The following is a 23,045-nucleotide window of genomic DNA, read 5'->3' on the forward strand; positions in this document are numbered from 1 at the left end:
TGCTCTCCAGCGACGGCATGTCCATCGAGATGCGCGACACCGACGAGGACGTCTTCCGCGCCGCGGAGGAGCTCGGTATCGACCTGTCCCGGCGTGAGCCGAGCAGCGTGGAAGAAGTCTGAGGGGGAGATCGCACACAATGCTAGACGTCAACTTCTTCGACGAGCTCAGGATCGGCCTCGCGACGGCCGACGACATCCGTCAGTGGTCGCACGGCGAGGTGAAGAAGCCGGAGACCATCAACTACCGGACTCTCAAGCCGGAAAAGGACGGGCTCTTCTGCGAGAAGATCTTCGGTCCGACCCGCGACTGGGAGTGCTACTGCGGCAAGTACAAGCGCGTCCGGTTCAAGGGCATCATCTGTGAGCGCTGTGGCGTCGAGGTGACCCGGGCCAAGGTGCGCCGTGAGCGGATGGGCCACATCGAGCTGGCCGCCCCGGTCACGCACATCTGGTACTTCAAGGGCGTCCCGTCGCGCCTCGGCTACCTGCTCGACCTCGCCCCGAAGGACCTGGAGAAGGTCATCTACTTCGCGGCGTACATGATCACGCATGTCGACACCGAGATGCGTGAGCGTGACCTGCCCTCGCTGGAGGCGAAGATCTCCGTCGAGCGGCAGCACATCGAGCAGCGCCGTGACGCCGACGTCGAGGCCCGGCAGAAGAAGCTCGAGTCCGACCTGGCCGAGCTGGAGGCCGCCGGGGCCAAGGGCGACCAGCGCCGCAAGGTCCGCGAGGGCGCCGAGCGCGAGATGCGTCAGCTCCGCGACCGGGCCCAGCGCGAGCTGGACCGCCTGGACGAGGTCTGGAGCCGCTTCAAGAACCTCAAGGTCCAGGACCTCGAGGGCGACGAGCTGCTCTACCGCGAGATGCGCGACCGCTTCGGCCGCTACTTCAAGGGCGGCATGGGCGCGCAGGCGATCCAGGACCGCCTGATCAGCTTCGACCTCGACGCCGAGGCCGAGAACCTGCGCGAGACGATCCGCAGCGGCAAGGGCCAGAAGAAGGCCCGCGCCCTCAAGCGGCTCAAGGTCGTGTCGGCGTTCCTCAACACCACCAACTCGCCGCGCGGCATGGTGCTCGACTGCATCCCGGTCATCCCGCCGGACCTGCGCCCGATGGTGCAGCTCGACGGTGGCCGGTTCGCGACCTCCGACCTCAACGACCTGTACCGCCGGGTCATCAACCGCAACAACCGGCTCAAGCGTCTGCTCGACCTCGGCGCCCCCGAGATCATCGTGAACAACGAGAAGCGGATGCTCCAGGAGGCCGTCGACGCGCTGTTCGACAACGGCCGTCGCGGTCGCCCGGTCACCGGCCCCGGCAACCGTCCGCTGAAGTCCCTCAGCGACATGCTGAAGGGTAAGCAGGGTCGTTTCCGCCAGAACCTGCTGGGCAAGCGCGTCGACTACTCCGGCCGTTCGGTCATCGTCGTCGGCCCGCAGCTCAAGCTGCACCAGTGCGGTCTGCCCAAGCAGATGGCGCTGGAGCTGTTCAAGCCGTTCGTGATGAAGCGGCTCGTGGACCTCAACCACGCGCAGAACATCAAGTCGGCCAAGCGGATGGTCGAGCGCGCCCGCCCCGTGGTGTGGGACGTGCTCGAAGAGGTCATCACCGAGCACCCCGTGCTGCTCAACCGCGCTCCGACGCTGCACCGCCTGGGCATCCAGGCGTTCGAGCCGCAGCTGGTCGAGGGCAAGGCCATCCAGATCCACCCGCTGGTCTGCACCGCGTTCAACGCGGACTTCGACGGCGACCAGATGGCCGTGCACCTGCCGCTGTCGGCCGAGGCCCAGGCCGAGGCGCGCATCCTGATGCTCTCGACCAACAACATCCTCAAGCCGGCCGACGGCAAGCCCGTGACGATGCCCACCCAGGACATGGTCATCGGTTTGTACTGGCTGACCACCATGAAGGACGGCGCCGTCGGCGAGGGCCGGGTCTTCGGCTCGATCGCCGAGGCGCAGATGGCCTTCGACCGCCGTGAGCTGGAGATCCAGGCGAAGATCCAGATCCGGCTGAAGGACGTCCTGCCGCCGCGCGAGTGGGTCGCGCCGGAGGGCTGGGAGCAGGGTGACCCGATCCGCCTGGAGACGACGTTCGGCCGGTGCCTGTTCAACCAGACGCTGCCGGCGAGCTACCCGTTCGTCAACTTCCAGGTCGGCAAGAAGCAGCTGTCCACGATCGTGAACGAGCTGGCCGAGACCTACCCCAAGGTCGAGGTCGCCAACTCGCTCGACGCGCTCAAGGACGCCGGCTTCCGCTGGGCGACCCGTTCCGGTGTCACGATCGCCATCGACGACGTCGTCGCGCCGCCGAACAAGTCCGAGATCATGGAGAACTACGAGCGCCGCGCCGACAAGGTGCAGCGTGAGTACGAGCGTGGTCTGATCACCGACGAGGAGCGCCGTCAGGAGCTCATCGAGATCTGGACGCACGCCACGGCCGACGTCGAGACCGACATGGTCAACGCCTTCCCGGCGACCAACCCGGTCTGGATGATGGTCAACTCCGGCGCCCGAGGCAACAAGATGCAGGTGCGTCAGATCGCCGGCATCCGCGGCCTGGTGTCCAACACCAAGGGTGAGACGATCCCGCGGCCCATCAAGGCCTCCTTCCGCGAGGGGCTGTCGGTGCTGGAGTACTTCATCTCCACCCACGGACAGCGAAAGGGTCTGGCCGACACCGCTCTGCGGACCGCCGACTCGGGTTACCTGACCCGTCGTCTGGTGGACGTGGCGCAGGACGTCATCGTGCGCGAGATCGACTGCGGCACCGACCGCGCGGTCCCGCTGCACGTCGGCGAGCGTGACGCGTCGGGCAACCCGGTCAAGGCCGAGAACGCCGAGTCCAACGTGCACGGCCGCATCCTGGCCGAGGACGTCGTGGTCGACGGCAAGGTCGTCGCGGCCGAGGGCGTCGACATCAACGACACCCACGTGACCGCGCTCGTCGCGGCCGGCATCGAGACCGTCCGCACCCGCAGCGCGCTGGTCTGCGAGGCGAAGATCGGTGTCTGCGCGACCTGCTACGGCCGTTCGCTGGCCACCGGCAAGCTCGTGGACGTCGGCGAGGCGGTCGGCATCATCGCCGCCCAGTCGATCGGTGAGCCGGGCACGCAGCTGACGATGCGTACCTTCCACACCGGTGGTGTGGCCGGTGCCGACATCACCCACGGTCTGCCCCGAGTCCAGGAGCTGTTCGAGGCGCGCATCCCCAAGGGTGTCGCCCCGATCTCCGAGGCGGAGGGCCGGGTCCGCATCGACGAGACCGACAAGGCCAGGAAGCTCATCGTCACGCCGGACGACGGCTCCGAGGAGATCTCCTACCCGGTCTCGATGCGTTCGCGCCTGCTCGTCTCCGAGGGGCAGCGCGTCACCGTCGGCCAGCAGCTGATCGCCGGTGCCGTCAACCCCAACGAGGTGCTGCGCATCCTCGGCCCGCGGGCCGTGCAGCTGCACCTGGTGGCGGAGGTCCAGCAGGTCTACCGGTCGCAGGGTGTGTCGATCCACGACAAGCACATCGAGATCATCGTGCGGCAGATGCTCAAGCGCGTGAACGTGCTGGAGTCCGGTGACACCGACCTGCTGCCCGGCGAGCTCGTGGAGCGGCCGCGCTTCGAGCAGATGAACCGCGAGACGGTGGCGGAGGGCGGCTCGCCGGCCGCCGGCCGTCCGGTGCTCATGGGCATCACGAAGGCGTCGCTGGCCACCGAGTCGTGGCTGTCGGCGGCCTCCTTCCAGGAGACGACCAGGGTCCTGACGGACGCGGCGATCCACGCCAAGTCCGACTCGCTCCTGGGCCTGAAGGAGAACGTCATCATCGGTAAGCTCATCCCGGCCGGTACGGGCATGCCCCAGTACCGCAACATCCGGGTCGAGCCGACCGAGGAGGCCAAGGCCGCCATGTACACCGTGGGCGGCTACGACGGCTCCGCGGCCGACTACACCTTCGGCACCGGCAGCGGCGAGGCCGTGCCGCTGGAGGAGTACGACTTCGGCCAGTACAACCGGTAGTTCGGGACCCGTCCCGCACGTGACGCGCCCGGGCGCCTCCACTGGAGGCCCCGGGCGCGTCCCGTTGTCCGGGAAGTCATGGCCGTCGATGCCGCCGCCGCTCACGCCCCCGCGGAGAGGGACGGCGAGCACCGCGCCGGTGGGTTGCCGGCGGGGGCCGGCCGGGTCACCGGCGTGGGGTGAAGGACAGCAGGTCGCCCGGCTGGCAGCCGAGCACCTCGCAGATCTTGGCCAGGGTCGAGAAGCGGATCGCCTTGGCCCGGTTGTTCTTGAGGATCGACAGGTTCACGTTCGTGATGCCGACCCGGTCGGCCAGCTCGACGAGCGTCATGCCGCGCTCTTCGAGCAGCCGGTCCAGGTGGACCTCGATGGCGTCCTCGGAGCTGTCGGCGGGTGGCATCAGACGGTTCCTTCGAGTTCCTCACGCATGGACGCGCCGACGCGGACGACCTTCGCCATGACGACGAGGCCGACCCCGGCCACCAAGAACGCCCAGGGGGCGCTCCAGTTGTGCAGGGCGTGCTCCCAGGGCCGCCTGATGGTGGTGGCCACCATCGACTCGGCCAGGCCGGTCTCGGCGATCGCCGTGTAGAGCGACGACACGAGCGTACCGGCGGCCAGGAAGAGGCCGAGGAACCGCAGCCGGGTGACGACCGTCAGGTCGAACCCGCCCTCGCGCCGGGCGCGGCTGATCAGCCGTTCGAGCAGGACCAGGCCGGCCAGCAGCACGCCGGTGGTGGCGAAGCGGGAGCTCTGGTACAGCAGCTGGGTCGCGAAGCTGGAGTCGTCCCTGCACAGGCGCGGGATCGGCTCGTTCACCTCGACGCTCTTGGCGAGCGGGTACATGAACGGCCCTGAGGTGCTCGCCTTGCGGGCCGCGAGCAGGCGCGGGTCCTCGGCCATGTTGCCCGGCACGCTGGTCAGGCCGGGTGCGGTCGCGCACACGAGGCTTCGGTCGCCGCGACTGCCGAAGGCGTTCACGCCGCCCGTCACGGCCGCGCGGCCGATCTCGTACGCCGTCACGGCGACGAACAGCGCGAGCAGGACGCGCACCGCGATCACCGTCCACTTCAGAGAGGACGTGTTGGGGGAACCCATGAAGGATGCTCCATATCGTTAGTCGATAGTATCGAGAAGCGATGGTATCGATTTTCGATATGCGGTCAAGTGGTTTCGGGACACCAATGTGACGGGAAGCGCGACGAAACGCTGTGCGGGCCGGATATCATGGGTGCGGAGCAGTAGTAGTCCCGGGCCTTGATGAACGGCCTCTGTGACCCGGAGTGGCAAGCCCTATCCGCTTTGCCGCGCCGTTTTGACGTGTCGCAGTGACCTAGGTAGTCTTGAGCATCGTGCCCGTTACTATGCGGGCTCTCGTCTGTGCGCTCATTTCGAGAGCGCGAGACGGCCCCCTGGCTCGTAATCCACGCGGATGTGTCTGTGCGAACAGCGCGACACGCCCGACCGCGGGGGCGCGGGAGGGGGCAAGAACAGCAGGTCATGACACCGGCAGTACCTGCGATTCGTACAACTGACGTAACACCGGCCAAGGCACGAACGGAGTGGCAGTGCCCACTATTCAGCAGTTGGTCCGCAAGGGCCGGCAGGACAAGGTCTCAAAGACCAAGACTCCTGCCCTCAAGGGGAGTCCGCAGCGACGCGGCGTCTGCCAGCGCGTCTACACCACGACCCCGAAGAAGCCCAACTCGGCACTGCGCAAGGTGGCCCGTGTGCGGCTCACCAACGGCATCGAGGTCACGGCCTACATCCCCGGTGTGGGTCACAACCTGCAGGAGCACTCCATCGTGCTCGTGCGTGGCGGTCGTGTGAAGGACCTGCCGGGTGTTCGTTACAAGATCATCCGCGGTTCGCTCGACACCCAGGGTGTCCGCAACCGCAAGCAGGCCCGTAGCCGCTACGGCGCGAAGAAGGAGAAGAGCTAACAATGCCTCGCAAGGGTTCTCCTGGCCGTCGTCAGCTCATGGCTGACCCGGTTTACAGCTCGCCGCTGGTGACCGCCCTGATCAACAAGGTGCTTCTGGACGGCAAGCGCTCCATCGCGCAGTCGATCGTCTACGGCGCCCTCGAGGGCTGCAGGGACAAGACGGGCAACGACCCGGTCGTCACCCTCAAGCGCGCGCTTGACAACGTCAAGCCGACCCTCGAGGTTCGCAGCCGCCGCGTCGGTGGCGCGACCTACCAGGTGCCGGTCGAGGTGCGCGCCGCGCGCAGCACCACCCTGGCCCTGCGCTGGCTGGTGCAGTACTCCCGCGCCCGCCGCGAGAAGACCATGACCGAGCGCCTCATGAACGAGCTCCTCGACGCCAGCAACGGCCTCGGGGCGAGCGTCAAGAAGCGCGAGGACACCCACAAGATGGCCGAGTCCAACAAGGCCTTCGCCCACTACCGCTGGTAACCCCGGCGGGTTCGACGAGACGACGAGGACGCGAGAGAAGTGGCCACCACGACCGCTCTTGACCTGGCCAAGGTCCGCAACATCGGGATCATGGCCCATATCGACGCGGGCAAGACCACCACGACCGAGCGCATCCTGTTCTACACCGGCATCAACTACAAGATCGGTGAAGTCCACGAAGGCGCTGCCACGATGGACTGGATGGAGCAGGAGCAGGAGCGCGGCATCACGATCACGTCTGCCGCGACGACCTGCGAGTGGCTCGGTCACACCATCAACATCATCGACACCCCGGGTCACGTCGACTTCACCATCGAGGTGGAGCGTTCGCTCCGCGTCCTCGACGGCGCGGTCGCCGTGTTCGACGGTGTCGCGGGTGTCGAACCGCAGTCGGAGACGGTGTGGCGCCAGGCTGACCGCTACGAAGTGCCCCGCATCTGCTTCGTGAACAAGATGGACCGGGTCGGCGCGGAGTTCCACCGCTGTGTCGACATGATGGTCAACCGCCTGGGCGCGACCCCGGCGGTCATCCAGCTGCCGTGGGGCGTTGAGGCCGACTTCAAGGGCGTCATCGACCTCATCAGGATGAAGGGCCTCATCTGGAGCGCCGAGGCGGCCAAGGGCGAGATGTACGACACCGTCGACATCCCGGCCGACCACGCCGACGCCGCTCGCGAGTGGCGCGACAAGCTGGTCGAGACCGTCGCCGAGAACGACGACGAGCTGATGGAGCTCTTCCTCGAGGGCACCGAGCCCACCGAGGAGCAGCTGATCGCGGCCATCCGCCGCGCCACGCTGGCCAGCGCCATCAACCCGGTCCTCTGCGGCACCGCGTTCAAGAACAAGGGCGTCCAGCCCCTGCTCGACGCGATCGTCGCCTACCTCCCCGCCCCGACCGACATCCCGGCCTTCAAGGGCCACGCGGTCGGCAAGGAGGACGAGGTGATCGAGCGTCACGCGGACCCGTCCGAGCCGTTCTCCGCTCTGGCCTTCAAGATCGCGAGCGACCCGCACCTGGGCAAGCTCACCTACATCCGCGTCTACTCGGGCACGCTCGAGACCGGTTCACAGGTCGTCAACTCTGTGAAGGGTAAGAAGGAGCGGATCGGCAAGATCTACCAGATGCACGCCAACAAGCGCGAAGAGCGCCCGACGGCGATCGCTGGTCAGATCGTCGCGGTCATGGGTCTGAAGGACACCACGACCGGCGACACCCTGTCCGACCCGTCGAACCAGGTCGTGCTCGAGTCGATGACGTTCCCGGCTCCGGTCATCAACGTCGCGATCGAGCCCAAGACCAAGGGCGACCAGGAGAAGCTGTCGACCGCGATCCAGCGGCTGGCCGAGGAGGACCCGTCCTTCCAGGTCCGTCGTGACGAGGAGACCGGCCAGACGGTCATCTGGGGCATGGGCGAGCTTCACCTCGAGATCCTCGTCGACCGCATGCGGCGCGAGTTCAAGGTCGAGGCCAACGTCGGCCGTCCGCAGGTGGCCTACCGCGAGACCATCCGCCGCAAGGTGGAGAAGCTCGACTACACCCACAAGAAGCAGACCGGTGGTTCCGGTCAGTTCGCGCGGGTGATCATCAACCTCGAACCGCTGGGCGAAGGCAACGACGGCTACGAGTTCGAGAACAAGGTCACGGGTGGCCGCATCCCGAGGGAGTACATCCCCTCGGTCGACGCGGGCGCTCAGGAGGCCGCCGAGTTCGGCGTGCTGGCCGGTTACCCGATGGTGGGCGTGAAGGTGACGCTGACCGACGGTGCCGCGCACGACGTCGACTCCTCGGAAATGGCGTTCAAGATCGCTGGCTCGATGGCCTTCAAGGAGGCCGCGCGCAAGGCGGACGCTGTGCTTCTCGAGCCGATGATGGCCGTCGAGGTCACCACGCCCGAGGACTACATGGGTGACGTCATCGGTGACCTCAACGGTCGCCGCGGGCAGATCCAGTCCATGGACGAGCGGGCCGGCGCCCGCGTCGTCACGGCGCTCGTGCCGCTGTCTGAGATGTTCGGCTACGTTGGTGACCTGCGTAGCAAGACGCAGGGGCGCGCGAGCTACAGCATGCAGTTCGACTCCTACTCGGAGGTGCCTCCGGGCATCGCCAAGGAGATCGTCGCGAAGGCCCGGGGCGAATAGTCCCGGGACCCCACGAGGCGGGGCGCCGGTTGGCCGGCGCCCGGCCGTCGAGGAGGCCACGGCCTCTGGTGGGGTGGTGTGAGCCGCCCCACCGTCAGGGGTTCGGGAAGTCCCGGGCCCGTGTGTGCAGACGAAAGTCACAGATTCTCAAGGAGAGAACCAGTGGGCAAGGCCAAGTTCGAGCGGAACAAGCCGCACATGAACATCGGCACCATTGGGCATATCGACCACGGTAAGACCACGCTGACCGCGGCGATCACCAAGGTGCTCCACGACCGTTACCCCGAGCTGAACCAGGCCACGCCGTTCGACAAGATCGACAAGGCGCCCGAGGAGAAGGCCCGCGGCATTACGATCTCCATCGCGCACGTCGAGTACCAGACCGAGAAGCGCCACTACGCCCACGTGGACTGCCCCGGTCACGCCGACTACGTGAAGAACATGATCACCGGTGCCGCTCAGATGGACGGCGCGATCCTCGTGGTCGCCGCCACCGACGGCCCGATGCCGCAGACGAAGGAGCACGTCCTCCTGGCCCGCCAGGTCGGCGTCCCCTACATCGTCGTGGCCCTCAACAAGTCCGACATGGTGGACGACGAGGAGATCCTGGAGCTCGTCGAGCTCGAGGTCCGCGAGCTCCTGTCCGCTCAGGAGTTCCCCGGCGACGACCTGCCGGTCGTCCGCGTCTCCGCGCTCAAGGCTCTTGAGGGCGACGAGAAGTGGGCCGACAGCATCATCGAGCTGATGAACGCCGTCGACGAGAACGTCCCCGAGCCGCCCCGTGAGACGGAGAAGCCGTTCCTCATGCCGGTCGAGGACGTCTTCTCGATCACCGGTCGCGGCACCGTCGTCACCGGTCGTATCGAGCGCGGCATCGTCAAGGTCAACGAGCAGGTCGACATCATCGGCATCAAGCCCGAGAAGACGACCACCACCGTCACCAGCATCGAGATGTTCAACAAGATGCTCGACGAGGGTCACGCGGGCGACAACGCCGCCCTCCTGCTCCGCGGCATCAAGCGCGACGACGTCGAGCGCGGCCAGTGCATCATCAAGCCGGGCACGACCACCCCGCACACCGAGTTCGAGGGCCAGGTCTACATCCTGTCCAAGGACGAGGGCGGCCGCCACACGCCGTTCTTCAACAACTACCGCCCGCAGTTCTACTTCCGTACGACTGACGTGACCGGTGTCGTGCACCTCCCCGAGGGCACCGAGATGGTCATGCCGGGCGACAACACCGAGATGCGCGTTGAGCTGATCCAGCCCATCGCCATGGAGGAAGGCCTCAAGTTCGCGATCCGTGAGGGTGGCCGCACCGTCGGCGCCGGTCGGGTCACGAAGATCATCAAGTAGTTCGATCGCGGGGCGGCGGTCGGCCCCCACGTCGGGGCCGACCGCCGCACCACGAGCAGGGCAGGAGCCGCACGGCTCCCGCCCGCCCCCCGCGCAAAGCCGTGATCTCGCAGTTCCTTCGGCAGTGACCGAAGTAACTGCCGGATCACGGAAGAAATGGCAGATCATCTGCGTCTGTCACGTGGGGCTTCGCGGGTTCACACCCGCGGCAATCAGCGGCCGCCGGCCGCACGATACTTTTTCAGACGACAGCGAAGGACACCGAGGCCACTATGGCGGGACAGAAGATCCGCATTCGGCTCAAGGCCTATGACCACGAGGTCATCGACGTTTCGGCCAAGAAGATCGTCGAGACGGTGACGCGGACTGGCGCGAAGGTCGCGGGCCCGGTGCCGCTGCCGACCGAGAAGAACGTGTACTGCGTCATCCGCTCGCCGCACAAGTACAAGGACAGCCGCGAGCACTTCGAGATGCGCACGCACAAGCGGCTGATTGACATCATCGACCCGACGCCCAAGACCGTCGACTCGCTCATGCGGCTCGACCTCCCCGCGGGCGTCGACATTTCGATCAAGCTCTGAGGGATCACACTGACATGGCTAAGACGAGCAAGGGCGTCCTGGGCAAGAAGCTCGGCATGACCCAGGTCTTCGACGCGGACAACCGGCTCGTACCGGTGACCGTGGTCGAGGCCGGTCCGTGTGTGGTGACCCGCGTCCGTACCGTGGAGAAGGACGGCTACGCCGCCGTCCAGCTCGGCTTCGGGCAGGTCGACCCCCGGAAGGTCAACAAGCCGCTCGGCGACTACCTGCGCAAGCACGACATCACCCCGCGCCGTTACTTCGCGGAGATCCGCACTGACGACGCGAGCGACTACACCCTGGGCCAGGAGCTGCTGGCCGACACCTTCGAGGCCGGCCAGTTCGTCGACGTGACGGGCAAGAGCAAGGGCAAGGGCTTCGCCGGTGTCATGAAGCGGCACGGCTTCGGTGGTCTGGGCGCGTCGCACGGTACGCAGCGCAAGCACCGCTCGCCGGGTTCCATCGGTGGCTGCGCCACCCCGGGCCGCGTGTTCAAGGGCCTGCGCATGGCTGGTCGGATGGGTAACGTCCGCACCACTGTGCAGAGCCTCAAGGTTCACGCCGTGGACGCCGAGAAGGGGCTCATCCTCATCAAGGGTGCGATCCCCGGCGCCAACGGCAGCCTGGTCCTCGTCCGCACCGCTGCCAAGAAGGGGGCTGCCAAGTGACCAGCATTGACGTCCTCGACGCCAGCGGGACCAAGACGGGCACCGTCGACCTGCCTGAGGACATTTTCGGCACCAAGGTCAACATTCCTCTGATCCACCAGGTGGTCGTGGCTCAGCTCGCCGCTCGCCGGCAGGGCACCCACAAGGCCAAGACCCGCGGTGAGGTCAGCGGCGGTGGCAAGAAGCCGTACCGCCAGAAGGGCACCGGCCGCGCCCGTCAGGGCTCGACCCGCGCTCCGCAGTTCACCGGTGGTGGCGTCGTCCACGGCCCGGTGCCGCGCGACTACTCGCAGCGCACGCCCAAGAAGATGAAGGCCGCCGCCCTGCGCGGCGCCCTGTCCGACCGGGCCGGCGGCGGTCGCGTGCACGTGGTGAGCGGTCTGGTCGAGGGCGAGACGCCCAAGACCAAGGCGGCGCTGCAGGCCCTGCGCAAGATCACCCAGTCCAGGACCGTTCTCGTCGTGGTCGACGAGACCGACGAGCGCACCTGGCTGAGCCTGCGCAACGCCCCGGAGGTCCACCTCCTGGACGCCGGGCAGCTCAACACCTACGACGTGCTCTGCCACGACGACGTGGTCTTCACCCGTGAGGCCTACGACCAGGTCGTGGCGCGGCTGTCGGCTCAGGCGGCAGCTCAGAGTGAGAAGGAAGACGCCTGATGGAGAAGATCGCCGACCCGCGCGACGTCATCATCAAGCCGGTCGTCTCCGAGAAGAGCTACGGCCTGATCGATGAGAACAACAAGTACACGTTCCTGGTGAAGAAGACCGCGAACAAGACCCAGGTCAAGATCGCCGTCGAGCAGATCTTCGGGGTCAAGGTCACCAACGTGAACACGATCAACCGGCAGGGCAAGCGCAAGCGCACCCGCACCGGTTACGGCAAGCGTCCCGACACCAAGCGCGCGATCGTGAGCCTGGTCGAGGGCGATCGGATCGACATCTTCGGTCAGATCGGCTAGCAGCCACAGAAAGAGAGCGGGCCGGCAGGCCCGTGAGGGGATCGAGACCGTCGCACCTCGGTGCGGCGGGCTCACCCATGTAACCGACGAAGGATGAACGAAAAAGATGGGCATCCGTAAGTACAAGCCGACGACTCCGGGTCGCCGCGGCTCGAGTGTCTCGGACTTCTCCGAGATCACGCGCAGCACGCCCGAGAAGTCGCTGCTTGCGCCCCTTCACAACAAGGGCGGCCGCAACGTACACGGCCGGGTCACCGCGCGCCACCAGGGCGGCGGTCACAAGCGCGCCTACCGGATCATCGACTTCCGTAGGCATGACAAGGACGGCATCCCGGCGAAGGTCGCTCACATCGAGTACGACCCGAACCGCACCGCCAACATCGCTCTGCTGCACTACGCCGACGGCGAGAAGCGCTACATCATCGCGCCGACCGGCCTCAAGCAGGGCGACCGCATCGAGAACGGCCCCGCTGCCGACATCAAGCCGGGCAACTGCCTGCCGCTGCGCAACATCCCGACGGGTACCTTCATCCACGCGGTGGAGCTCCGTCCGGGCGGCGGCGCCAAGCTCGGCCGCTCCGCGGGCGCCCAGATCCAGCTGCTCGCGAAGGAAGGCCAGTACGCCACGCTGCGTATGCCGTCCGGTGAGATGCGCATGGTCGACGTGCGCTGCCGGGCGACGGTCGGTCAGGTCGGCAACGCCGAGCAGGCCAACATCAACTGGGGCAAGGCCGGCCGTATGAGGTGGAAGGGCAAGCGCCCGACCGTCCGCGGTGTCGCGATGAACCCCGTCGACCACCCGCACGGTGGTGGTGAGGGCAAGACCTCCGGTGGTCGCCACCCGGTGAACCCCAAGGGTAAGCCCGAGGGCCGCACCCGCCAGGCCAACAAGTCCAGCGACCGGCTGATCATCCGTCGTCGGAGCAAGAGGAAGAAGCGGTAGGAGCAGCCGAAATGCCACGTAGCCTTAAGAAGGGTCCCTTCGTGGACGAGCACCTTCAGAAGAAGGTCGACGTCCAGAACGAGAAGGGCACCAAGAACGTCATCAAGACGTGGTCGCGGCGCTCCATGATCGTGCCCGACATGCTCGGTCACACGATCGCCGTTCACGACGGCCGCAAGCACGTGCCGGTGTTCGTCACCGAGTCGATGATCGGCCACAAGCTGGGAGAGTTCGCCCCCACGCGGACCTTCCGCAGCCACGTCAAGGAAGACCGCCGCAGCCGGCGATAGCAGCCTTCAGAAGTCAGAGGAGTAAGCGATGGAAGCCAGGGCTCAGGCGCGGTTCGTCCGCGTCACGCCCCAGAAGGCCCGCCGTGTGGTGGACCTTATTCGCGGGCTGCCCGCTTCGGAGGCGCAGGCCGTGCTGCAGTTCGCTCCCCAGTCGGCGAGCGAGCCTATCTACAAGGTGCTCAGCAGCGCCGTGGCGAACGCTGAGCACAACTTCGACCTCGACCCGCAGACGCTCGTCGTCAGCCGGGCGTGGGTCGACGAGGGCCCGACGCTGAAGCGGTTCCGTCCGCGTGCACAGGGTCGCGCCTATCGGATCAACAAGCGGACGAGCCACATCACTGTGATCGTGGAGTCCCGCGAGCCGAAGGGAAGGACCCGATAGTGGGCCAGAAGGTTAACCCGCACGGGTTCCGCCTCGGCATCACGACCGACTTCAAGAGCCGGTGGTACGCCGACAAGCTGTACAAGTCGTACGTCGCCGAGGACGTGGCGATCCGTCGCATGCTGCAGAAGGGCATGGAGCGGGCCGGCATCTCCAAGGTGGAGATCGAGCGCACGACCGACCGCGTCCAGGTCGACATCCACACCGCGCGTCCGGGTATCGTCATCGGCCGCCGCGGCGCGGAGGCCGACCGCATCCGCGGTGACCTGGAGAAGCTGACCAAGAAGCAGGTCCAGCTCAACATCCTCGAGGTGAAGAACCCCGAGATCGACGCCCAGCTCGTCGCGCAGGGTGTCGCCGAGCAGCTCTCCAGCCGTGTCTCGTTCCGCCGGGCCATGCGCAAGGCGATGCAGTCGGCCATGAAGAGCGGCGCCAAGGGCATCCGGGTCCAGTGCTCGGGTCGTCTGGGCGGCGCCGAGATGTCGAGGTCGGAGTTCTACCGCGAGGGTCGCGTGCCGCTGCACACGCTCCGCGCTGACATCGACTTCGGGTTCTACGAGGCCCGTACCACCTTCGGCCGTATCGGCGTGAAGGTGTGGATCTACAAGGGCGAGGCTCCGACGAGCCGCGCCGAGCGCGAGGCGGCCGCTGCCGGTGCCCGTGCCGGCCAGCGTCGCGAGCGTGACGACCGCAGGGGTGGCGGCGACCGTCCCCGCCGCGGTGGCGCCGGTGGCGCCCGCCGTGGTGGTGGCCGCGGTGACCGCGCCCCCAGGACTGAGGCGGCCGCGCAGGCCGCCCCCGAGACCGGCCCGGCTGCGCAGCCGGGTGCTGAAGGGAGCTGACCATGCTGATCCCGCGCAGGGTCAAGCACCGCAAGCAGCACCGGCCTGACCGCAGCGGAGCCGCCAAGGGCGGCACCAGGGTCGTGTTCGGCGAGTTCGGCATCCAGGCGCTTGAGCACTCCTACGTGACCAACCGCCAGATCGAGTCGGCTCGTATCGCGATGACCCGCCACATCCGCCGTGGCGGCAAGGTGTGGATCAACATCTACCCCGACCGTCCGCTCACCAAGAAGCCGGCCGAGACCCGCATGGGTTCCGGTAAGGGTTCCCCCGAGTGGTGGATCGCCAACGTCAAGCCCGGACGCGTGATGTTCGAGCTGTCCGGCGTGGCGGAGCCGATCGCGCGCGAGGCGCTTCAGCGCGCGATCCACAAGCTCCCGATGAAGTGCAAGATCGTTAAGCGTGAAGTGGGTGAGGCGTGATGGCTAAGGGCCTGACCGCCGGCGAGCTGCGGGTGGAGGACCAGGACACCCTGGTCCAGAAGCTCAAGGAAGCCAAGGAGGAGCTGTTCAACCTCCGCTTCCAGGCGGCGACCGGTCAGTTGGAGAGCCACGGGCGGCTGCGCGCCGTCCGCCGCGAGATCGCCCGTATCTACACCGTGATGCGCGAGCGTGAGCTCGGCATCGTCACGGTCGAGAAGGAGACGAGCGATGGCTGAGACCGAGACCACCGAGACCACCACCGAGGATGGTCGTAACTTCCGCAAGGTCCGCGAGGGCCTGGTCGTCAGCGACAAGATGGACAAGACCGTCGTCGTCGCCGTCGAGGACCGCGTGAAGCACCGTCTGTACGGCAAGGTCATCCGCCGTACGACCAAGTACAAGGCGCACGACGAGTCCAACGCCTGCGGCGTGGGCGACCGTGTGCTTCTGATGGAGACTCGTCCGCTCTCCGCCACCAAGCGGTGGCGGGTCGTCGAGATCCTCGAGAAGGCCAAGTAAGGCTTCTCGGATATACCGCGCCTCGTGGGGGGTGGAGACACCCCCCATGACGGTGTCCAAGGACGGGGGCTTCCCCGTCGCCTGCGGTGCGGCTCTGCGGAGTTGTGGCCGGAGGACCAAGAAAACGACGGGTTCCGCCAGGCTCAGCGATGAGAACCGGCGCGACTAACAGGAGTAATCGTGATCCAGCAGGAGTCGCGGCTCAAGGTCGCCGACAACACGGGTGCCAAGGAGATTCTCTGCATCCGTGTTCTCGGCGGTTCGGGCCGACGCTACGCCGGTATCGGCGACGTCATCGTCGCCACTGTCAAGGACGCGCTGCCGGGCAGCACGGGCGTCAAGAAGGGCGACGTGGTCAAGGCCGTCATCGTCCGCACGGTCAAGGAGCGCCGCCGGCCCGACGGCTCCTACATCCGCTTCGACGAGAACGCCGCCGTCATCATCAAGGACAGCGGTGACCCTCGCGGCACTCGTATCTTCGGCCCGGTCGGCCGCGAGCTGCGCGACAAGAAGTTCATGCGCATCATCTCGCTCGCCCCGGAGGTGCTGTAATGCCCAAGCAGATGCACGTGAAGAAGGGTGACCTCGTCCAGGTCATCGCCGGCAAGGACAAGGGCGCCAAGGGTCACGTCATCGCCACCCTCCCGGACCGGGACCGCGTGGTGGTCGAGGGCGTCAACATGATCAAGAAGCACACGAAGGAGACCCACCAGGGTCCGCGCGGCGCCAAGACCGGCGGCGTGCAGACCATGGAGGGTGCCATCCACGTGAGCAACGTGAAGAAGCTCAAGGACGACAAGCCCGCCGACAAGAAGGCCGACAACAAGGCCGACGAGACGGGTGAGGACAGCTGATGACTGCCACGACCACCGAGACCGAGCGCCCGACGCCGCGCCTCAAGACGAAGTACCGCGAGGAGATCGCGGCTCAGCTTCGCGAGCAGTTCGGCATCGAGAACGTCATGCAGATCCCCGGCCTGGTGAAGATCAAGGTCAACATGGGTGTCGGCGAGGCGGCCCGCGACTCGAAGCTCATCGAGGGCGCCGTTCGCGACCTCACCGTGATCACCGGCCAGAAGCCGGCCGTCGTCCGGGCCCGCAAGTCCATCGCCCAGTTCAAGCTGCGCGAGGGCATGCCGATCGGCGCGCACGTCACGCTCCGCGGCGACCGCATGTGGGAGTTCCTCGACAGGCTGCTGTCGCTGGCGCTGCCCCGCATCCGTGACTTCCGCGGTCTGTCGCCGAAGCAGTTCGACGGCAACGGCAACTACACGTTCGGCCTGACCGAGCAGGTCATGTTCCACGAGGTCGACCAGGACAAGGTCGACCGGCCGCGAGGCATGGACATCACCGTCGTGACCACGGCGAAGAACGACGACCAGGGCCGGGCGCTGCTGAAGCTCCTCGGCTTCCCCTTCAAGGAGGCCTGATCATGGCGAAGAAGTCGCTGATCGCCAAGGCTAAGCGCAAGCCGAAGTTCGAGGTCCGGGCCTACACCCGCTGCTCGCGCTGCGGCCGTCCCCGCGCCGTCTACAGGAAGTTCGGCCTGTGCCGCGTGTGCTTCCGCGAGATGGCGCACCGGGGCGAGCTTCCTGGCATCACCAAGTCCAGCTGGTAGTTACCCTGTGGGGGCGGCGTGACGTCGCCCCACGGGCTGCCGGCCGCACATAGAGAAACACCGACAAACCCGGAGGCTCTCGTCGAGAGCCTCCATGACCACGCCGAAGGTCCACCGGCAGAGCGGTGCGTACGCACTCGATGCTTGGCCGACTGGAAACCGCGGCGAGGAAGGCCACTGGCCATGACGATGACCGACCCCATCGCAGACATGCTCACGCGTCTGCGCAACGCGAACTCGGCGTACCACGAGAGTGTGTCGATGCCGTATTCGAAGATCAAGGCGCACATCGCCGAGATCCTCCAGCAGGAGGGCTACATCCAGTCTTGGTCCGTCGAGGACGCCAAGGTTGGCAAGAACCTCGTGGTGGAGCTCAAGTTCGGGCCGACCCGTGAGCGGTCGCTCGCGGGCCTGCGCCGGGTCTCCAAGCCCGGTCTGCGGGTGTACGCGAAGAAGGACAATCTGCCTCGAGTCCTGGGCGGGCTCGGCGTCGCGATCATCTCGACGTCCGCCGGCCTCATGACCGACAAGCAGGCCGGCAAGCGTGGTGTGGGCGGGGAAGTCCTCGCCTACGTCTGGTAGAAGGGAGGAATCACAGCATGTCGCGAATCGGACGGCTGCCCATCCCTGTGCCCAGTGGCGTAGACATCACGATCACCGGCCAGGATGTCCAGGTCAAGGGCCCGAAGGGCACGCTCACTCACTCGGTCGCCGAGCCCATCTCCGTGGCTCGGGACGACGACGGCGCCATCGCCGTCACCCGCCCCAACGACGAGAACAAGGTCCGCGCGCTGCACGGCCTGTCTCGCACCCTGATCGCCAACATGGTGCAGGGTGTCACCCAGGGTTACTCGAAGACCCTGGAGATCGTCGGTGTCGGTTACCGCGTCCAGGCCAAGGGCCCGACGCAGCTGGAGTTCGCTCTGGGCTTCAGTCACCCGGTCATCGTCGACGCCCCCGAGGGCGTCACCTTCCGCGTCGAGAAGCCGACCCTGTTCCACGTGGACGGCATCGACAAGCAGAAGGTCGGCGAGGTCGCCGCCAACATCCGCAAGTTGCGCAAGCCCGACCCGTACAAGGGCAAGGGTGTGCGTTACCAGGGCGAACAGATCCGCCGCAAGGTCGGAAAGGCTGGTAAGTAGGCATGGCTCCGAAGACTGCGTTCAGCAAGCACACGGCTGCCCGCACCGTCTCGCGGGCCCGCCGTCACCGCCGCGTCCGCAAGTTCGTCGTCGGTTCGGCCGAGCGTCCGCGCCTGGTCGTCAACCGCTCGACCCGTCACCTGTTCGTCCAGATCGTGGACGACACCGTCGGCCACACGCTGGTGAGCGCGTCCACCATGGACGCCTCGCTGCGCACGCTGGAGGCGGACAAGACCGAGAAGGCGAAGAAGGTCGGCGAGCTCCTCGCTCAGCGGGCCAAGGAAGCCGGGATCACCAAGGTCGTCTTCGACCGCGGTGGCAACCGCTACGCCGGGCGTATCGCCGCCCTGGCGGACAGCGCCCGCGAAGGCGGGCTCGAGTTCTAATGGCTACTGAGATGAGGAACCACTGATGGCTGCAGCTCCGCGTCGCGGTGGCGGCACCGGTGGCGAGCGGCGGGACCGTCGTGACGATCGCCGCGGTGGCGCCGCCGACAAGGGCGTCTCGTACATCGAGCGCGTAGTGAAGATCAACCGAGTGGCCAAGGTCGTGAAGGGTGGTCGTCGCTTCAGCTTCACCGCCCTCGTCGTCGTCGGTGACGGCAACGGCCTGGTCGGCGTCGGTTACGGCAAGGCCAAGGAAGTGCCCGCGGCCATCGCCAAGGGCGTCGAAGAGGCGAAGAAGCACTTCTTCAAGGTGCCTCGCATCCAGGGCACGATCCCGCACATCGTGCAGGGCGAGGAGGCGGCCGGCGTCGTCTTCCTGCGTCCCGCCTCGGCCGGTACCGGCGTCATCGCCGGCGGTCCGGTGCGCGCGGTCCTGGAGTGCGCGGGCATCCACGACGTGCTATCCAAGTCGCTCGGCTCCGACAACCCGATCAACATCGTGCACGCCACCGTGGCGGCTCTGAAGGGCCTGTCCCGGCCCGAGGAGATCGCCGCCCGCCGTGGCCTGCCGATCGAGGACGTCGCTCCGGCCCAGATGCTCAAGGCTCAGCGCGAGGGCATCGCCGAGGCCGCGGCGGCGGCGAAGGCGGTGAGCTAGTCATGGCACGCCTGAAGATCACTCAGGTTCGCTCGAAGATCGGTGGCAAGCAGAACCAGCGTGACTCGCTGCGTTCGCTTGGCCTGAAGCGAATCGGCGACGTCGTCGTCAAGGAGGACCGGCCCGAGATCCGTGGCATGGTCTCCGTGGTGACGCACCTCGTCGAGGTGGAAGAGGTCGACTAGTCATGACTGACAAGGCTCCGCTGAAGATTCACGACCTGCGTCCCGCCCCTGGCGCCAACAAGTCCAAGGTCCGCAAGGGCCGTGGCGAGGGCTCCAAGGGCAAGACGGCCGGTCGCGGCACCAAGGGCTCGCGGGCCCGTACCGGCGTGCCCCTCGGTTTCGAGGGTGGCCAGGTGCCGCTGCAGAGGCGTCTGCCGAAGCTCAAGGGCTTCTCCAACGCGCTGTTCAAGACGTCCTACCAGGTCGTCAACCTGGACAGGATCGGCGAGCTGTTCCCCGAGGGTGGCGATGTCACCGTCGAGACGCTGGTCGCCAAGGGTGCTGTCCGCAAGAACCAGCTCGTCAAGGTGCTCGGCACCGGCGAGATCTCCGTCGCGGTGAACGTGCAGGCTCACGCCTTCTCGGCCGCCGCCAAGGAGAAGATCGCCGCGGCCGGTGGCTCCGTTACCGAGCTGTAAATACGCTATGACGAGGCGTGGGGGCTCTGACAATGGGCTCCCACGCCCGTAGTGCGTTAGAGTTCGCGAGACGGCAGGCTTCTGCCCGCCTCGTTTGACTTGAGACTTCAAGATGGCAGATCCCCGCACCATCGCATACTCACATCGCCTTATAGGCGCGCAGGAGGGACCGTGCTGACCGCGTTTACCCGGGCGTTCCGGACGCCGGACCTGCGCAAGAAGTTGCTCTTCACTCTGGGCATCATCGCGCTGTTCCGTCTTGGCTCGGTTCTTCCGACTCCGGGCGTTCATGTCGAGAATCTCGCGAACTGCTTCCAGCAGGCGCGAAGCGGTGCATCCGGCAACATCTACGGGATGGTGCAGCTGTTCAGCGGCGGCGCGCTCCTGAAGCTGTCGGTGTTCGCTCTCGGCATCATGCCGTACATCACGGCGAGCATCATCCTGCAGTTGCTCGTCGTCGTGATTCCTCGTCTTGAGGCACTCAAGAAGGAGGGGCAGGCTGGCCAGACCAAGATCACGCAGTACACGCGTTACCTGACGATCGGTCTCGGCGTCCTGCAGTCCACGGCCTTCATCGCGCTCGCGCGCTCCGGTCAGCTGTTCCCGAACTGCCAGCAGGACGTGCTGCTCAACCCGAACGACATCTTCCAGATCATCACGATGGTCGTCATCATGACGGCCGGCACCTCCGTGATCATGTGGCTGGGCGAGCTCATCACCGACCGCGGCGTCGGCAACGGCATGTCCATCCTGATCTTCACCTCTGTCGTGTCGGTGTTCCCGTCCGAGCTGGCCAGCATCTTCCAGGCCAACAAGTTCACCTTCACGGTCGTCATGGTCGTCGGCATCTTCATGATCGCCGCGGTTGTCTTCGTCGAGCAGGCGCAGCGGCGCATCCCGGTGCAGTACGCCAAGCGGATGGTCGGCCGGCGCATGTACGGCGGCACCTCGACCTACATCCCGCTGAAGGTCAACCAGGCCGGTATCATCCCGGTCATCTTCGCCTCGTCGCTGCTCTACCTTCCGCAGCTCATCACCTCGCTGTTCGCCAACTCCGAGAACCCGAACGCGGTCGTCCAGTGGATCGCGCAGAACCTGGCCGGGGGCAACACGCCCACGTACATGATCACGTTCTTCCTGCTGATCGTGTTCTTCACGTACTTCTACGTGTCCATCACTTTCAACCCCCCTGAAGTGGCCGACAACATGAAGAAGTACGGTGGGTTCATTCCGGGCATCCGCCCGGGCCGGCCGACGGCTGAATACCTGAACTTCGTGCTCACCCGTCTGACCGCGCCCGGCGCGCTCTATCTGGGTCTGATCTCCATGGTCCCGATCGTCGCGCTGGCGGTGGCCGGTGCGAGCCAGAACTTCCCGTTCGGAGGGACGAGCATTCTGATCATGGTTGGTGTCGGCCTGGACACGGTCAAGCAGATCGAGAGCCAGCTGCAGCAGCGTAACTACGAAGGTTTCCTGCGGTAGTGCGTCTCGTTCTGGTGGGGCCCCCCGGAGCGGGAAAGGGGACGCAGGCCCAGTACATCGCATCCAACCTGTCCATCCCGAAGATCTCGACAGGTGACATCTTCCGTGCCAACGTCTCCGGCGGCACGGAGCTCGGCAAGCTGGCCAAGACATACATGGACCGCGGCGACCTGGTGCCCGACGAGGTCACCATCGCCATGGTCCGTGACCGTCTCTCCGAGGACGACGCCCAGGACGGGTTCCTGCTCGACGGTTTCCCCCGCAACGTCCCGCAGGCCGAGATCCTGCGCGACATGCTCAAGGACTGGGGGCAGGCGCTCGACCTGGTGCTGGAGCTGGTGGTCGACGACGACGAGGTGGTCCGCCGCCTCGCCGGCCGCCGTACGTGCAGCCAGTGCGGCCGCATCTGGCACGTGGAGTTCGACGACAAGAAGGACGACCGGTGCGACGTCTGCGGCGGCGCGCTGTTCCAGCGTGACGACGACAAGGAAGAGACCATCAGGCACCGCCTGGAGGTCTACCAGGAGCAGACCGCCCCGCTCGTCGCCTACTACGCCGACGAGGGCATCCTGGTCGGGGTGGACGCGACGGGCCCGGTCGAGGAGGTCACCGAGCGTGCCATGGAGGCGATCCGCCCTTTCACGGGATAGCTCTGCTGACGGACTGACGAGGTGGCACGAGATTCTTCGTGCCACCTCGCGGCTATTGTGGGGGGAATTGGGCTCCCGCGTCCGCTCGTTCCCAACCTAGGGGTGCCGAAAAGTGTTCAAGAAGAACAGACATGGAATTCAGATCAAGTCGGCCGAGCAGCTCGAGAAGATGCGCTCGGCCGGTCTCGTCGTCGGACGCACGCTGGACCTGCTGAAGCGGTCGGTCGAGCCGGGCATGACGCCGCTCGACCTGGACGTCATCGCCGAGAAGGCCATCAGGGAAGAAGGCGCGATCCCGTCGTTCAAGGGCTACCAGGGCTTCCCGGCGACCATCTGTGCGTCCGTCAACGACGAGGTCGTTCACGGCATCCCGACCAAGGCCCGCAAGCTGCGCGAGGGCGACATCATCTCCATCGACTGCGGCGCCATCCTCGACGGCTGGCACGGCGACTCGGCGGTGACGGTCCCCGTCGGCGAGGTGGCGCCCGAACTCACGGAGCTGATGCGGGTCACCGAGGAGGCCATGTGGCGCGGCATCGCCGCCCTCACGCCGGGCCGCCACCTGTCCGACATCGGTTACGAGATCGAGCGGTACGTCAAGGCGCAAGGCCGTTTCGGCATCCCGCCGGAGTACGGCGGCCACGGCATCGGCACCGAGATGCACATGGACCCGTGGATCGCCAACCACGGCCGGCCCGGCAAGGGCCCGGTCCTGGAGGAGGGCATGTGCCTGGCCATCGAGCCGATGGTCAACCTGGGCACCGCCCGGACCCGCGTGCTGGCCGACGACTGGACCGTCGTCACCATCGACGGCAAGTCGTCCGCGCACTTCGAACACAGCGTCGCCGTGACACATAATGGTCCTTGGGTGCTTACCGCCCTGGACGGGGGCGAATCGCGCCTGGCGCAGCCGCATAACTGACCTGGAGTGGT

The 23,045-nt window shown here is 66.6% G+C and carries 31 protein-coding genes; 29 read left to right on the forward strand and 2 right to left on the reverse strand.

All coding sequences use genetic code 11. The annotated features are described in order from the left end of the window. Positions 1 to 139: 139 nt before the first annotated feature. Positions 140 to 4,015: a DNA-directed RNA polymerase subunit beta' gene (locus AB0H81_RS08005; protein ID WP_358370833.1), complete on the forward strand. Its 3,876-nt coding sequence runs from the start codon at positions 140 to 142 to the stop codon at positions 4,013 to 4,015. Positions 4,016 to 4,181: 166 nt separating this feature from the next. Here AB0H81_RS08005 and AB0H81_RS08010 read toward each other — a convergent pair whose 3' ends face one another. After that, complete coding sequence (locus AB0H81_RS08010) at positions 4,182 to 4,415, reverse strand: helix-turn-helix transcriptional regulator (protein WP_358370835.1); 234 nt, start codon at positions 4,413 to 4,415, stop codon at positions 4,182 to 4,184. Next, entirely contained in the window at positions 4,415 to 5,113 is a 699-nt protein-coding gene (locus tag AB0H81_RS08015) for a hypothetical protein (RefSeq protein ID WP_358370837.1), read from the reverse strand. Before AB0H81_RS08015 ends, AB0H81_RS08010 begins: the two co-directional genes overlap by 1 nt. Before the next feature lie 470 nt (positions 5,114 to 5,583). Between AB0H81_RS08015 and rpsL the strand changes: the two genes are divergently transcribed. From rpsL to map, 28 genes are all read left to right on the forward strand, one after another. Then, on the forward strand, positions 5,584 to 5,958 hold the full coding sequence (gene rpsL / locus AB0H81_RS08020) for a 30S ribosomal protein S12 (RefSeq protein WP_020542315.1): 375 nt from the start codon (positions 5,584 to 5,586) through the stop codon (positions 5,956 to 5,958). A 2-nt stretch (positions 5,959 to 5,960) separates the two neighbouring features. Further along, on the forward strand, positions 5,961 to 6,431 hold the full coding sequence (gene rpsG, locus AB0H81_RS08025; protein ID WP_055505082.1) for a 30S ribosomal protein S7: 471 nt from the start codon (positions 5,961 to 5,963) through the stop codon (positions 6,429 to 6,431). 39 nt (positions 6,432 to 6,470) lie between these two features. Beyond that, positions 6,471 to 8,570: an elongation factor G gene (gene fusA, locus AB0H81_RS08030; RefSeq protein WP_358370838.1), complete on the forward strand. Its 2,100-nt coding sequence runs from the start codon at positions 6,471 to 6,473 to the stop codon at positions 8,568 to 8,570. Between the two features lie 162 nt (positions 8,571 to 8,732). Beyond that, on the forward strand, positions 8,733 to 9,926 hold the full coding sequence (gene tuf / locus AB0H81_RS08035; protein ID WP_175587904.1) for an elongation factor Tu: 1,194 nt from the start codon (positions 8,733 to 8,735) through the stop codon (positions 9,924 to 9,926). 272 nt (positions 9,927 to 10,198) lie between these two features. After that, positions 10,199 to 10,507: a 30S ribosomal protein S10 gene (gene rpsJ, locus AB0H81_RS08040; protein ID WP_030912931.1), complete on the forward strand. Its 309-nt coding sequence runs from the start codon at positions 10,199 to 10,201 to the stop codon at positions 10,505 to 10,507. A gap of 14 nt (positions 10,508 to 10,521) precedes the next feature. Continuing rightward, complete coding sequence (rplC, locus tag AB0H81_RS08045) at positions 10,522 to 11,175, forward strand: 50S ribosomal protein L3 (protein WP_358370840.1); 654 nt, start codon at positions 10,522 to 10,524, stop codon at positions 11,173 to 11,175. Continuing rightward, entirely contained in the window at positions 11,172 to 11,834 is a 663-nt protein-coding gene (gene rplD / locus AB0H81_RS08050) for a 50S ribosomal protein L4 (RefSeq protein WP_358370843.1), read from the forward strand. Before rplC ends, rplD begins: the two co-directional genes overlap by 4 nt. Beyond that, complete coding sequence (gene rplW, locus AB0H81_RS08055) at positions 11,834 to 12,136, forward strand: 50S ribosomal protein L23 (protein ID WP_175600305.1); 303 nt, start codon at positions 11,834 to 11,836, stop codon at positions 12,134 to 12,136. The genes rplD and rplW overlap by 1 nt, the downstream gene beginning before the upstream one ends. 106 nt (positions 12,137 to 12,242) lie before the next feature. Next, positions 12,243 to 13,079: a 50S ribosomal protein L2 gene (gene rplB, locus AB0H81_RS08060; protein WP_175587901.1), complete on the forward strand. Its 837-nt coding sequence runs from the start codon at positions 12,243 to 12,245 to the stop codon at positions 13,077 to 13,079. A gap of 11 nt (positions 13,080 to 13,090) precedes the next feature. Further along, positions 13,091 to 13,369, forward strand: a complete 279-nt coding sequence (gene rpsS / locus AB0H81_RS08065; protein ID WP_049572698.1) for a 30S ribosomal protein S19 — start codon at positions 13,091 to 13,093, stop codon at positions 13,367 to 13,369. Positions 13,370 to 13,397: 28 nt separating this feature from the next. Further along, on the forward strand, positions 13,398 to 13,751 hold the full coding sequence (gene rplV / locus AB0H81_RS08070; RefSeq protein ID WP_148036781.1) for a 50S ribosomal protein L22: 354 nt from the start codon (positions 13,398 to 13,400) through the stop codon (positions 13,749 to 13,751). Continuing rightward, positions 13,751 to 14,593 (forward strand): 30S ribosomal protein S3, encoded by an 843-nt coding sequence (gene rpsC, locus AB0H81_RS08075; RefSeq protein WP_175587899.1) that lies wholly within the window; start codon positions 13,751 to 13,753, stop codon positions 14,591 to 14,593. Before rplV ends, rpsC begins: the two co-directional genes overlap by 1 nt. A gap of 2 nt (positions 14,594 to 14,595) precedes the next feature. Beyond that, a complete protein-coding gene (gene rplP / locus AB0H81_RS08080) occupies positions 14,596 to 15,015 on the forward strand; it encodes a 50S ribosomal protein L16 (RefSeq protein ID WP_101783547.1) in 420 nt (139 codons plus the stop codon). Next, positions 15,015 to 15,251, forward strand: coding sequence for a 50S ribosomal protein L29 (rpmC, locus tag AB0H81_RS08085; protein ID WP_080047279.1), 237 nt, complete (start codon positions 15,015 to 15,017; stop codon positions 15,249 to 15,251). Before rplP ends, rpmC begins: the two co-directional genes overlap by 1 nt. Next, positions 15,244 to 15,534 (forward strand): 30S ribosomal protein S17, encoded by a 291-nt coding sequence (rpsQ, locus tag AB0H81_RS08090; RefSeq protein WP_175587898.1) that lies wholly within the window; start codon positions 15,244 to 15,246, stop codon positions 15,532 to 15,534. The genes rpmC and rpsQ overlap by 8 nt, the downstream gene beginning before the upstream one ends. A gap of 180 nt (positions 15,535 to 15,714) precedes the next feature. After that, positions 15,715 to 16,086 (forward strand): 50S ribosomal protein L14, encoded by a 372-nt coding sequence (rplN, locus tag AB0H81_RS08095; RefSeq protein ID WP_026214151.1) that lies wholly within the window; start codon positions 15,715 to 15,717, stop codon positions 16,084 to 16,086. 11 nt (positions 16,087 to 16,097) lie between these two features. Beyond that, on the forward strand, positions 16,098 to 16,388 hold the full coding sequence (rplX, locus tag AB0H81_RS08100) for a 50S ribosomal protein L24 (protein ID WP_358371057.1): 291 nt from the start codon (positions 16,098 to 16,100) through the stop codon (positions 16,386 to 16,388). Then, positions 16,388 to 16,963, forward strand: a complete 576-nt coding sequence (gene rplE / locus AB0H81_RS08105) for a 50S ribosomal protein L5 (protein WP_049572681.1) — start codon at positions 16,388 to 16,390, stop codon at positions 16,961 to 16,963. The genes rplX and rplE overlap by 1 nt, the downstream gene beginning before the upstream one ends. 2 nt (positions 16,964 to 16,965) lie before the next feature. Further along, positions 16,966 to 17,151 (forward strand): type Z 30S ribosomal protein S14, encoded by a 186-nt coding sequence (locus tag AB0H81_RS08110; RefSeq protein WP_175587896.1) that lies wholly within the window; start codon positions 16,966 to 16,968, stop codon positions 17,149 to 17,151. Between the two features lie 183 nt (positions 17,152 to 17,334). Next, positions 17,335 to 17,733: a 30S ribosomal protein S8 gene (rpsH, locus tag AB0H81_RS08115; protein ID WP_173521474.1), complete on the forward strand. Its 399-nt coding sequence runs from the start codon at positions 17,335 to 17,337 to the stop codon at positions 17,731 to 17,733. Positions 17,734 to 17,750: 17 nt separating this feature from the next. Further along, the gene (gene rplF, locus AB0H81_RS08120; RefSeq protein WP_253768401.1) at positions 17,751 to 18,293 is read left to right on the forward strand and encodes a 50S ribosomal protein L6; all 543 of its coding nucleotides are present in this window, start codon (positions 17,751 to 17,753) and stop codon (positions 18,291 to 18,293) included. 2 nt (positions 18,294 to 18,295) lie between these two features. After that, the gene (rplR, locus tag AB0H81_RS08125) at positions 18,296 to 18,679 is read left to right on the forward strand and encodes a 50S ribosomal protein L18 (protein WP_358370852.1); all 384 of its coding nucleotides are present in this window, start codon (positions 18,296 to 18,298) and stop codon (positions 18,677 to 18,679) included. Positions 18,680 to 18,704: 25 nt separating this feature from the next. Continuing rightward, on the forward strand, positions 18,705 to 19,337 hold the full coding sequence (gene rpsE, locus AB0H81_RS08130; protein ID WP_358370855.1) for a 30S ribosomal protein S5: 633 nt from the start codon (positions 18,705 to 18,707) through the stop codon (positions 19,335 to 19,337). A gap of 2 nt (positions 19,338 to 19,339) precedes the next feature. Further along, the gene (gene rpmD / locus AB0H81_RS08135; protein WP_080043226.1) at positions 19,340 to 19,522 is read left to right on the forward strand and encodes a 50S ribosomal protein L30; all 183 of its coding nucleotides are present in this window, start codon (positions 19,340 to 19,342) and stop codon (positions 19,520 to 19,522) included. Positions 19,523 to 19,524: 2 nt separating this feature from the next. Then, positions 19,525 to 19,980: a 50S ribosomal protein L15 gene (rplO, locus tag AB0H81_RS08140; protein WP_175600311.1), complete on the forward strand. Its 456-nt coding sequence runs from the start codon at positions 19,525 to 19,527 to the stop codon at positions 19,978 to 19,980. 171 nt (positions 19,981 to 20,151) lie between these two features. Further along, on the forward strand, positions 20,152 to 21,462 hold the full coding sequence (gene secY / locus AB0H81_RS08145) for a preprotein translocase subunit SecY (protein ID WP_358370857.1): 1,311 nt from the start codon (positions 20,152 to 20,154) through the stop codon (positions 21,460 to 21,462). Continuing rightward, positions 21,462 to 22,112: an adenylate kinase gene (locus tag AB0H81_RS08150; protein WP_358370858.1), complete on the forward strand. Its 651-nt coding sequence runs from the start codon at positions 21,462 to 21,464 to the stop codon at positions 22,110 to 22,112. The genes secY and AB0H81_RS08150 overlap by 1 nt, the downstream gene beginning before the upstream one ends. 112 nt (positions 22,113 to 22,224) lie before the next feature. Further along, on the forward strand, positions 22,225 to 23,034 hold the full coding sequence (gene map, locus AB0H81_RS08155; RefSeq protein ID WP_358370859.1) for a type I methionyl aminopeptidase: 810 nt from the start codon (positions 22,225 to 22,227) through the stop codon (positions 23,032 to 23,034). The last annotated feature ends 11 nt before the right edge of the window (positions 23,035 to 23,045 follow it).

This window comes from Nonomuraea sp. NPDC050691 (assembly GCF_040654455.1).
In the GTDB taxonomy this organism is placed as follows: domain Bacteria; phylum Actinomycetota; class Actinomycetes; order Streptosporangiales; family Streptosporangiaceae; genus Nonomuraea.

Excerpts from the sequence above, each read along its gene's own strand:
- AB0H81_RS08005 (WP_358370833.1), top strand. The coding sequence starts at position 140 with ATGCTAGACGTCAACTTCTTCGACGAGCTCAGGATCGGCCTCGCGACG.
- AB0H81_RS08010 (WP_358370835.1), bottom strand. The coding sequence starts at position 4,415 with ATGCCACCCGCCGACAGCTCCGAGGACGCCATCGAGGTCCACCTGGAC.
- AB0H81_RS08015 (WP_358370837.1), bottom strand. The coding sequence starts at position 5,113 with ATGGGTTCCCCCAACACGTCCTCTCTGAAGTGGACGGTGATCGCGGTG.
- rpsG (WP_055505082.1), top strand. The coding sequence starts at position 5,961 with ATGCCTCGCAAGGGTTCTCCTGGCCGTCGTCAGCTCATGGCTGACCCG.
- rpsJ (WP_030912931.1), top strand. The coding sequence starts at position 10,199 with ATGGCGGGACAGAAGATCCGCATTCGGCTCAAGGCCTATGACCACGAG.
- rplC (WP_358370840.1), top strand. The coding sequence starts at position 10,522 with ATGGCTAAGACGAGCAAGGGCGTCCTGGGCAAGAAGCTCGGCATGACC.
- rplW (WP_175600305.1), top strand. The coding sequence starts at position 11,834 with ATGGAGAAGATCGCCGACCCGCGCGACGTCATCATCAAGCCGGTCGTC.
- rplB (WP_175587901.1), top strand. The coding sequence starts at position 12,243 with ATGGGCATCCGTAAGTACAAGCCGACGACTCCGGGTCGCCGCGGCTCG.
- rpsS (WP_049572698.1), top strand. The coding sequence starts at position 13,091 with ATGCCACGTAGCCTTAAGAAGGGTCCCTTCGTGGACGAGCACCTTCAG.
- rplV (WP_148036781.1), top strand. The coding sequence starts at position 13,398 with ATGGAAGCCAGGGCTCAGGCGCGGTTCGTCCGCGTCACGCCCCAGAAG.
- rplP (WP_101783547.1), top strand. The coding sequence starts at position 14,596 with ATGCTGATCCCGCGCAGGGTCAAGCACCGCAAGCAGCACCGGCCTGAC.
- rpmC (WP_080047279.1), top strand. The coding sequence starts at position 15,015 with ATGGCTAAGGGCCTGACCGCCGGCGAGCTGCGGGTGGAGGACCAGGAC.
- rpsQ (WP_175587898.1), top strand. The coding sequence starts at position 15,244 with ATGGCTGAGACCGAGACCACCGAGACCACCACCGAGGATGGTCGTAAC.
- rplX (WP_358371057.1), top strand. The coding sequence starts at position 16,098 with ATGCACGTGAAGAAGGGTGACCTCGTCCAGGTCATCGCCGGCAAGGAC.
- rplE (WP_049572681.1), top strand. The coding sequence starts at position 16,388 with ATGACTGCCACGACCACCGAGACCGAGCGCCCGACGCCGCGCCTCAAG.
- AB0H81_RS08110 (WP_175587896.1), top strand. The coding sequence starts at position 16,966 with ATGGCGAAGAAGTCGCTGATCGCCAAGGCTAAGCGCAAGCCGAAGTTC.
- rpsH (WP_173521474.1), top strand. The coding sequence starts at position 17,335 with ATGACGATGACCGACCCCATCGCAGACATGCTCACGCGTCTGCGCAAC.
- rplF (WP_253768401.1), top strand. The coding sequence starts at position 17,751 with ATGTCGCGAATCGGACGGCTGCCCATCCCTGTGCCCAGTGGCGTAGAC.
- rplR (WP_358370852.1), top strand. The coding sequence starts at position 18,296 with ATGGCTCCGAAGACTGCGTTCAGCAAGCACACGGCTGCCCGCACCGTC.
- rpsE (WP_358370855.1), top strand. The coding sequence starts at position 18,705 with ATGGCTGCAGCTCCGCGTCGCGGTGGCGGCACCGGTGGCGAGCGGCGG.
- rpmD (WP_080043226.1), top strand. The coding sequence starts at position 19,340 with ATGGCACGCCTGAAGATCACTCAGGTTCGCTCGAAGATCGGTGGCAAG.
- rplO (WP_175600311.1), top strand. The coding sequence starts at position 19,525 with ATGACTGACAAGGCTCCGCTGAAGATTCACGACCTGCGTCCCGCCCCT.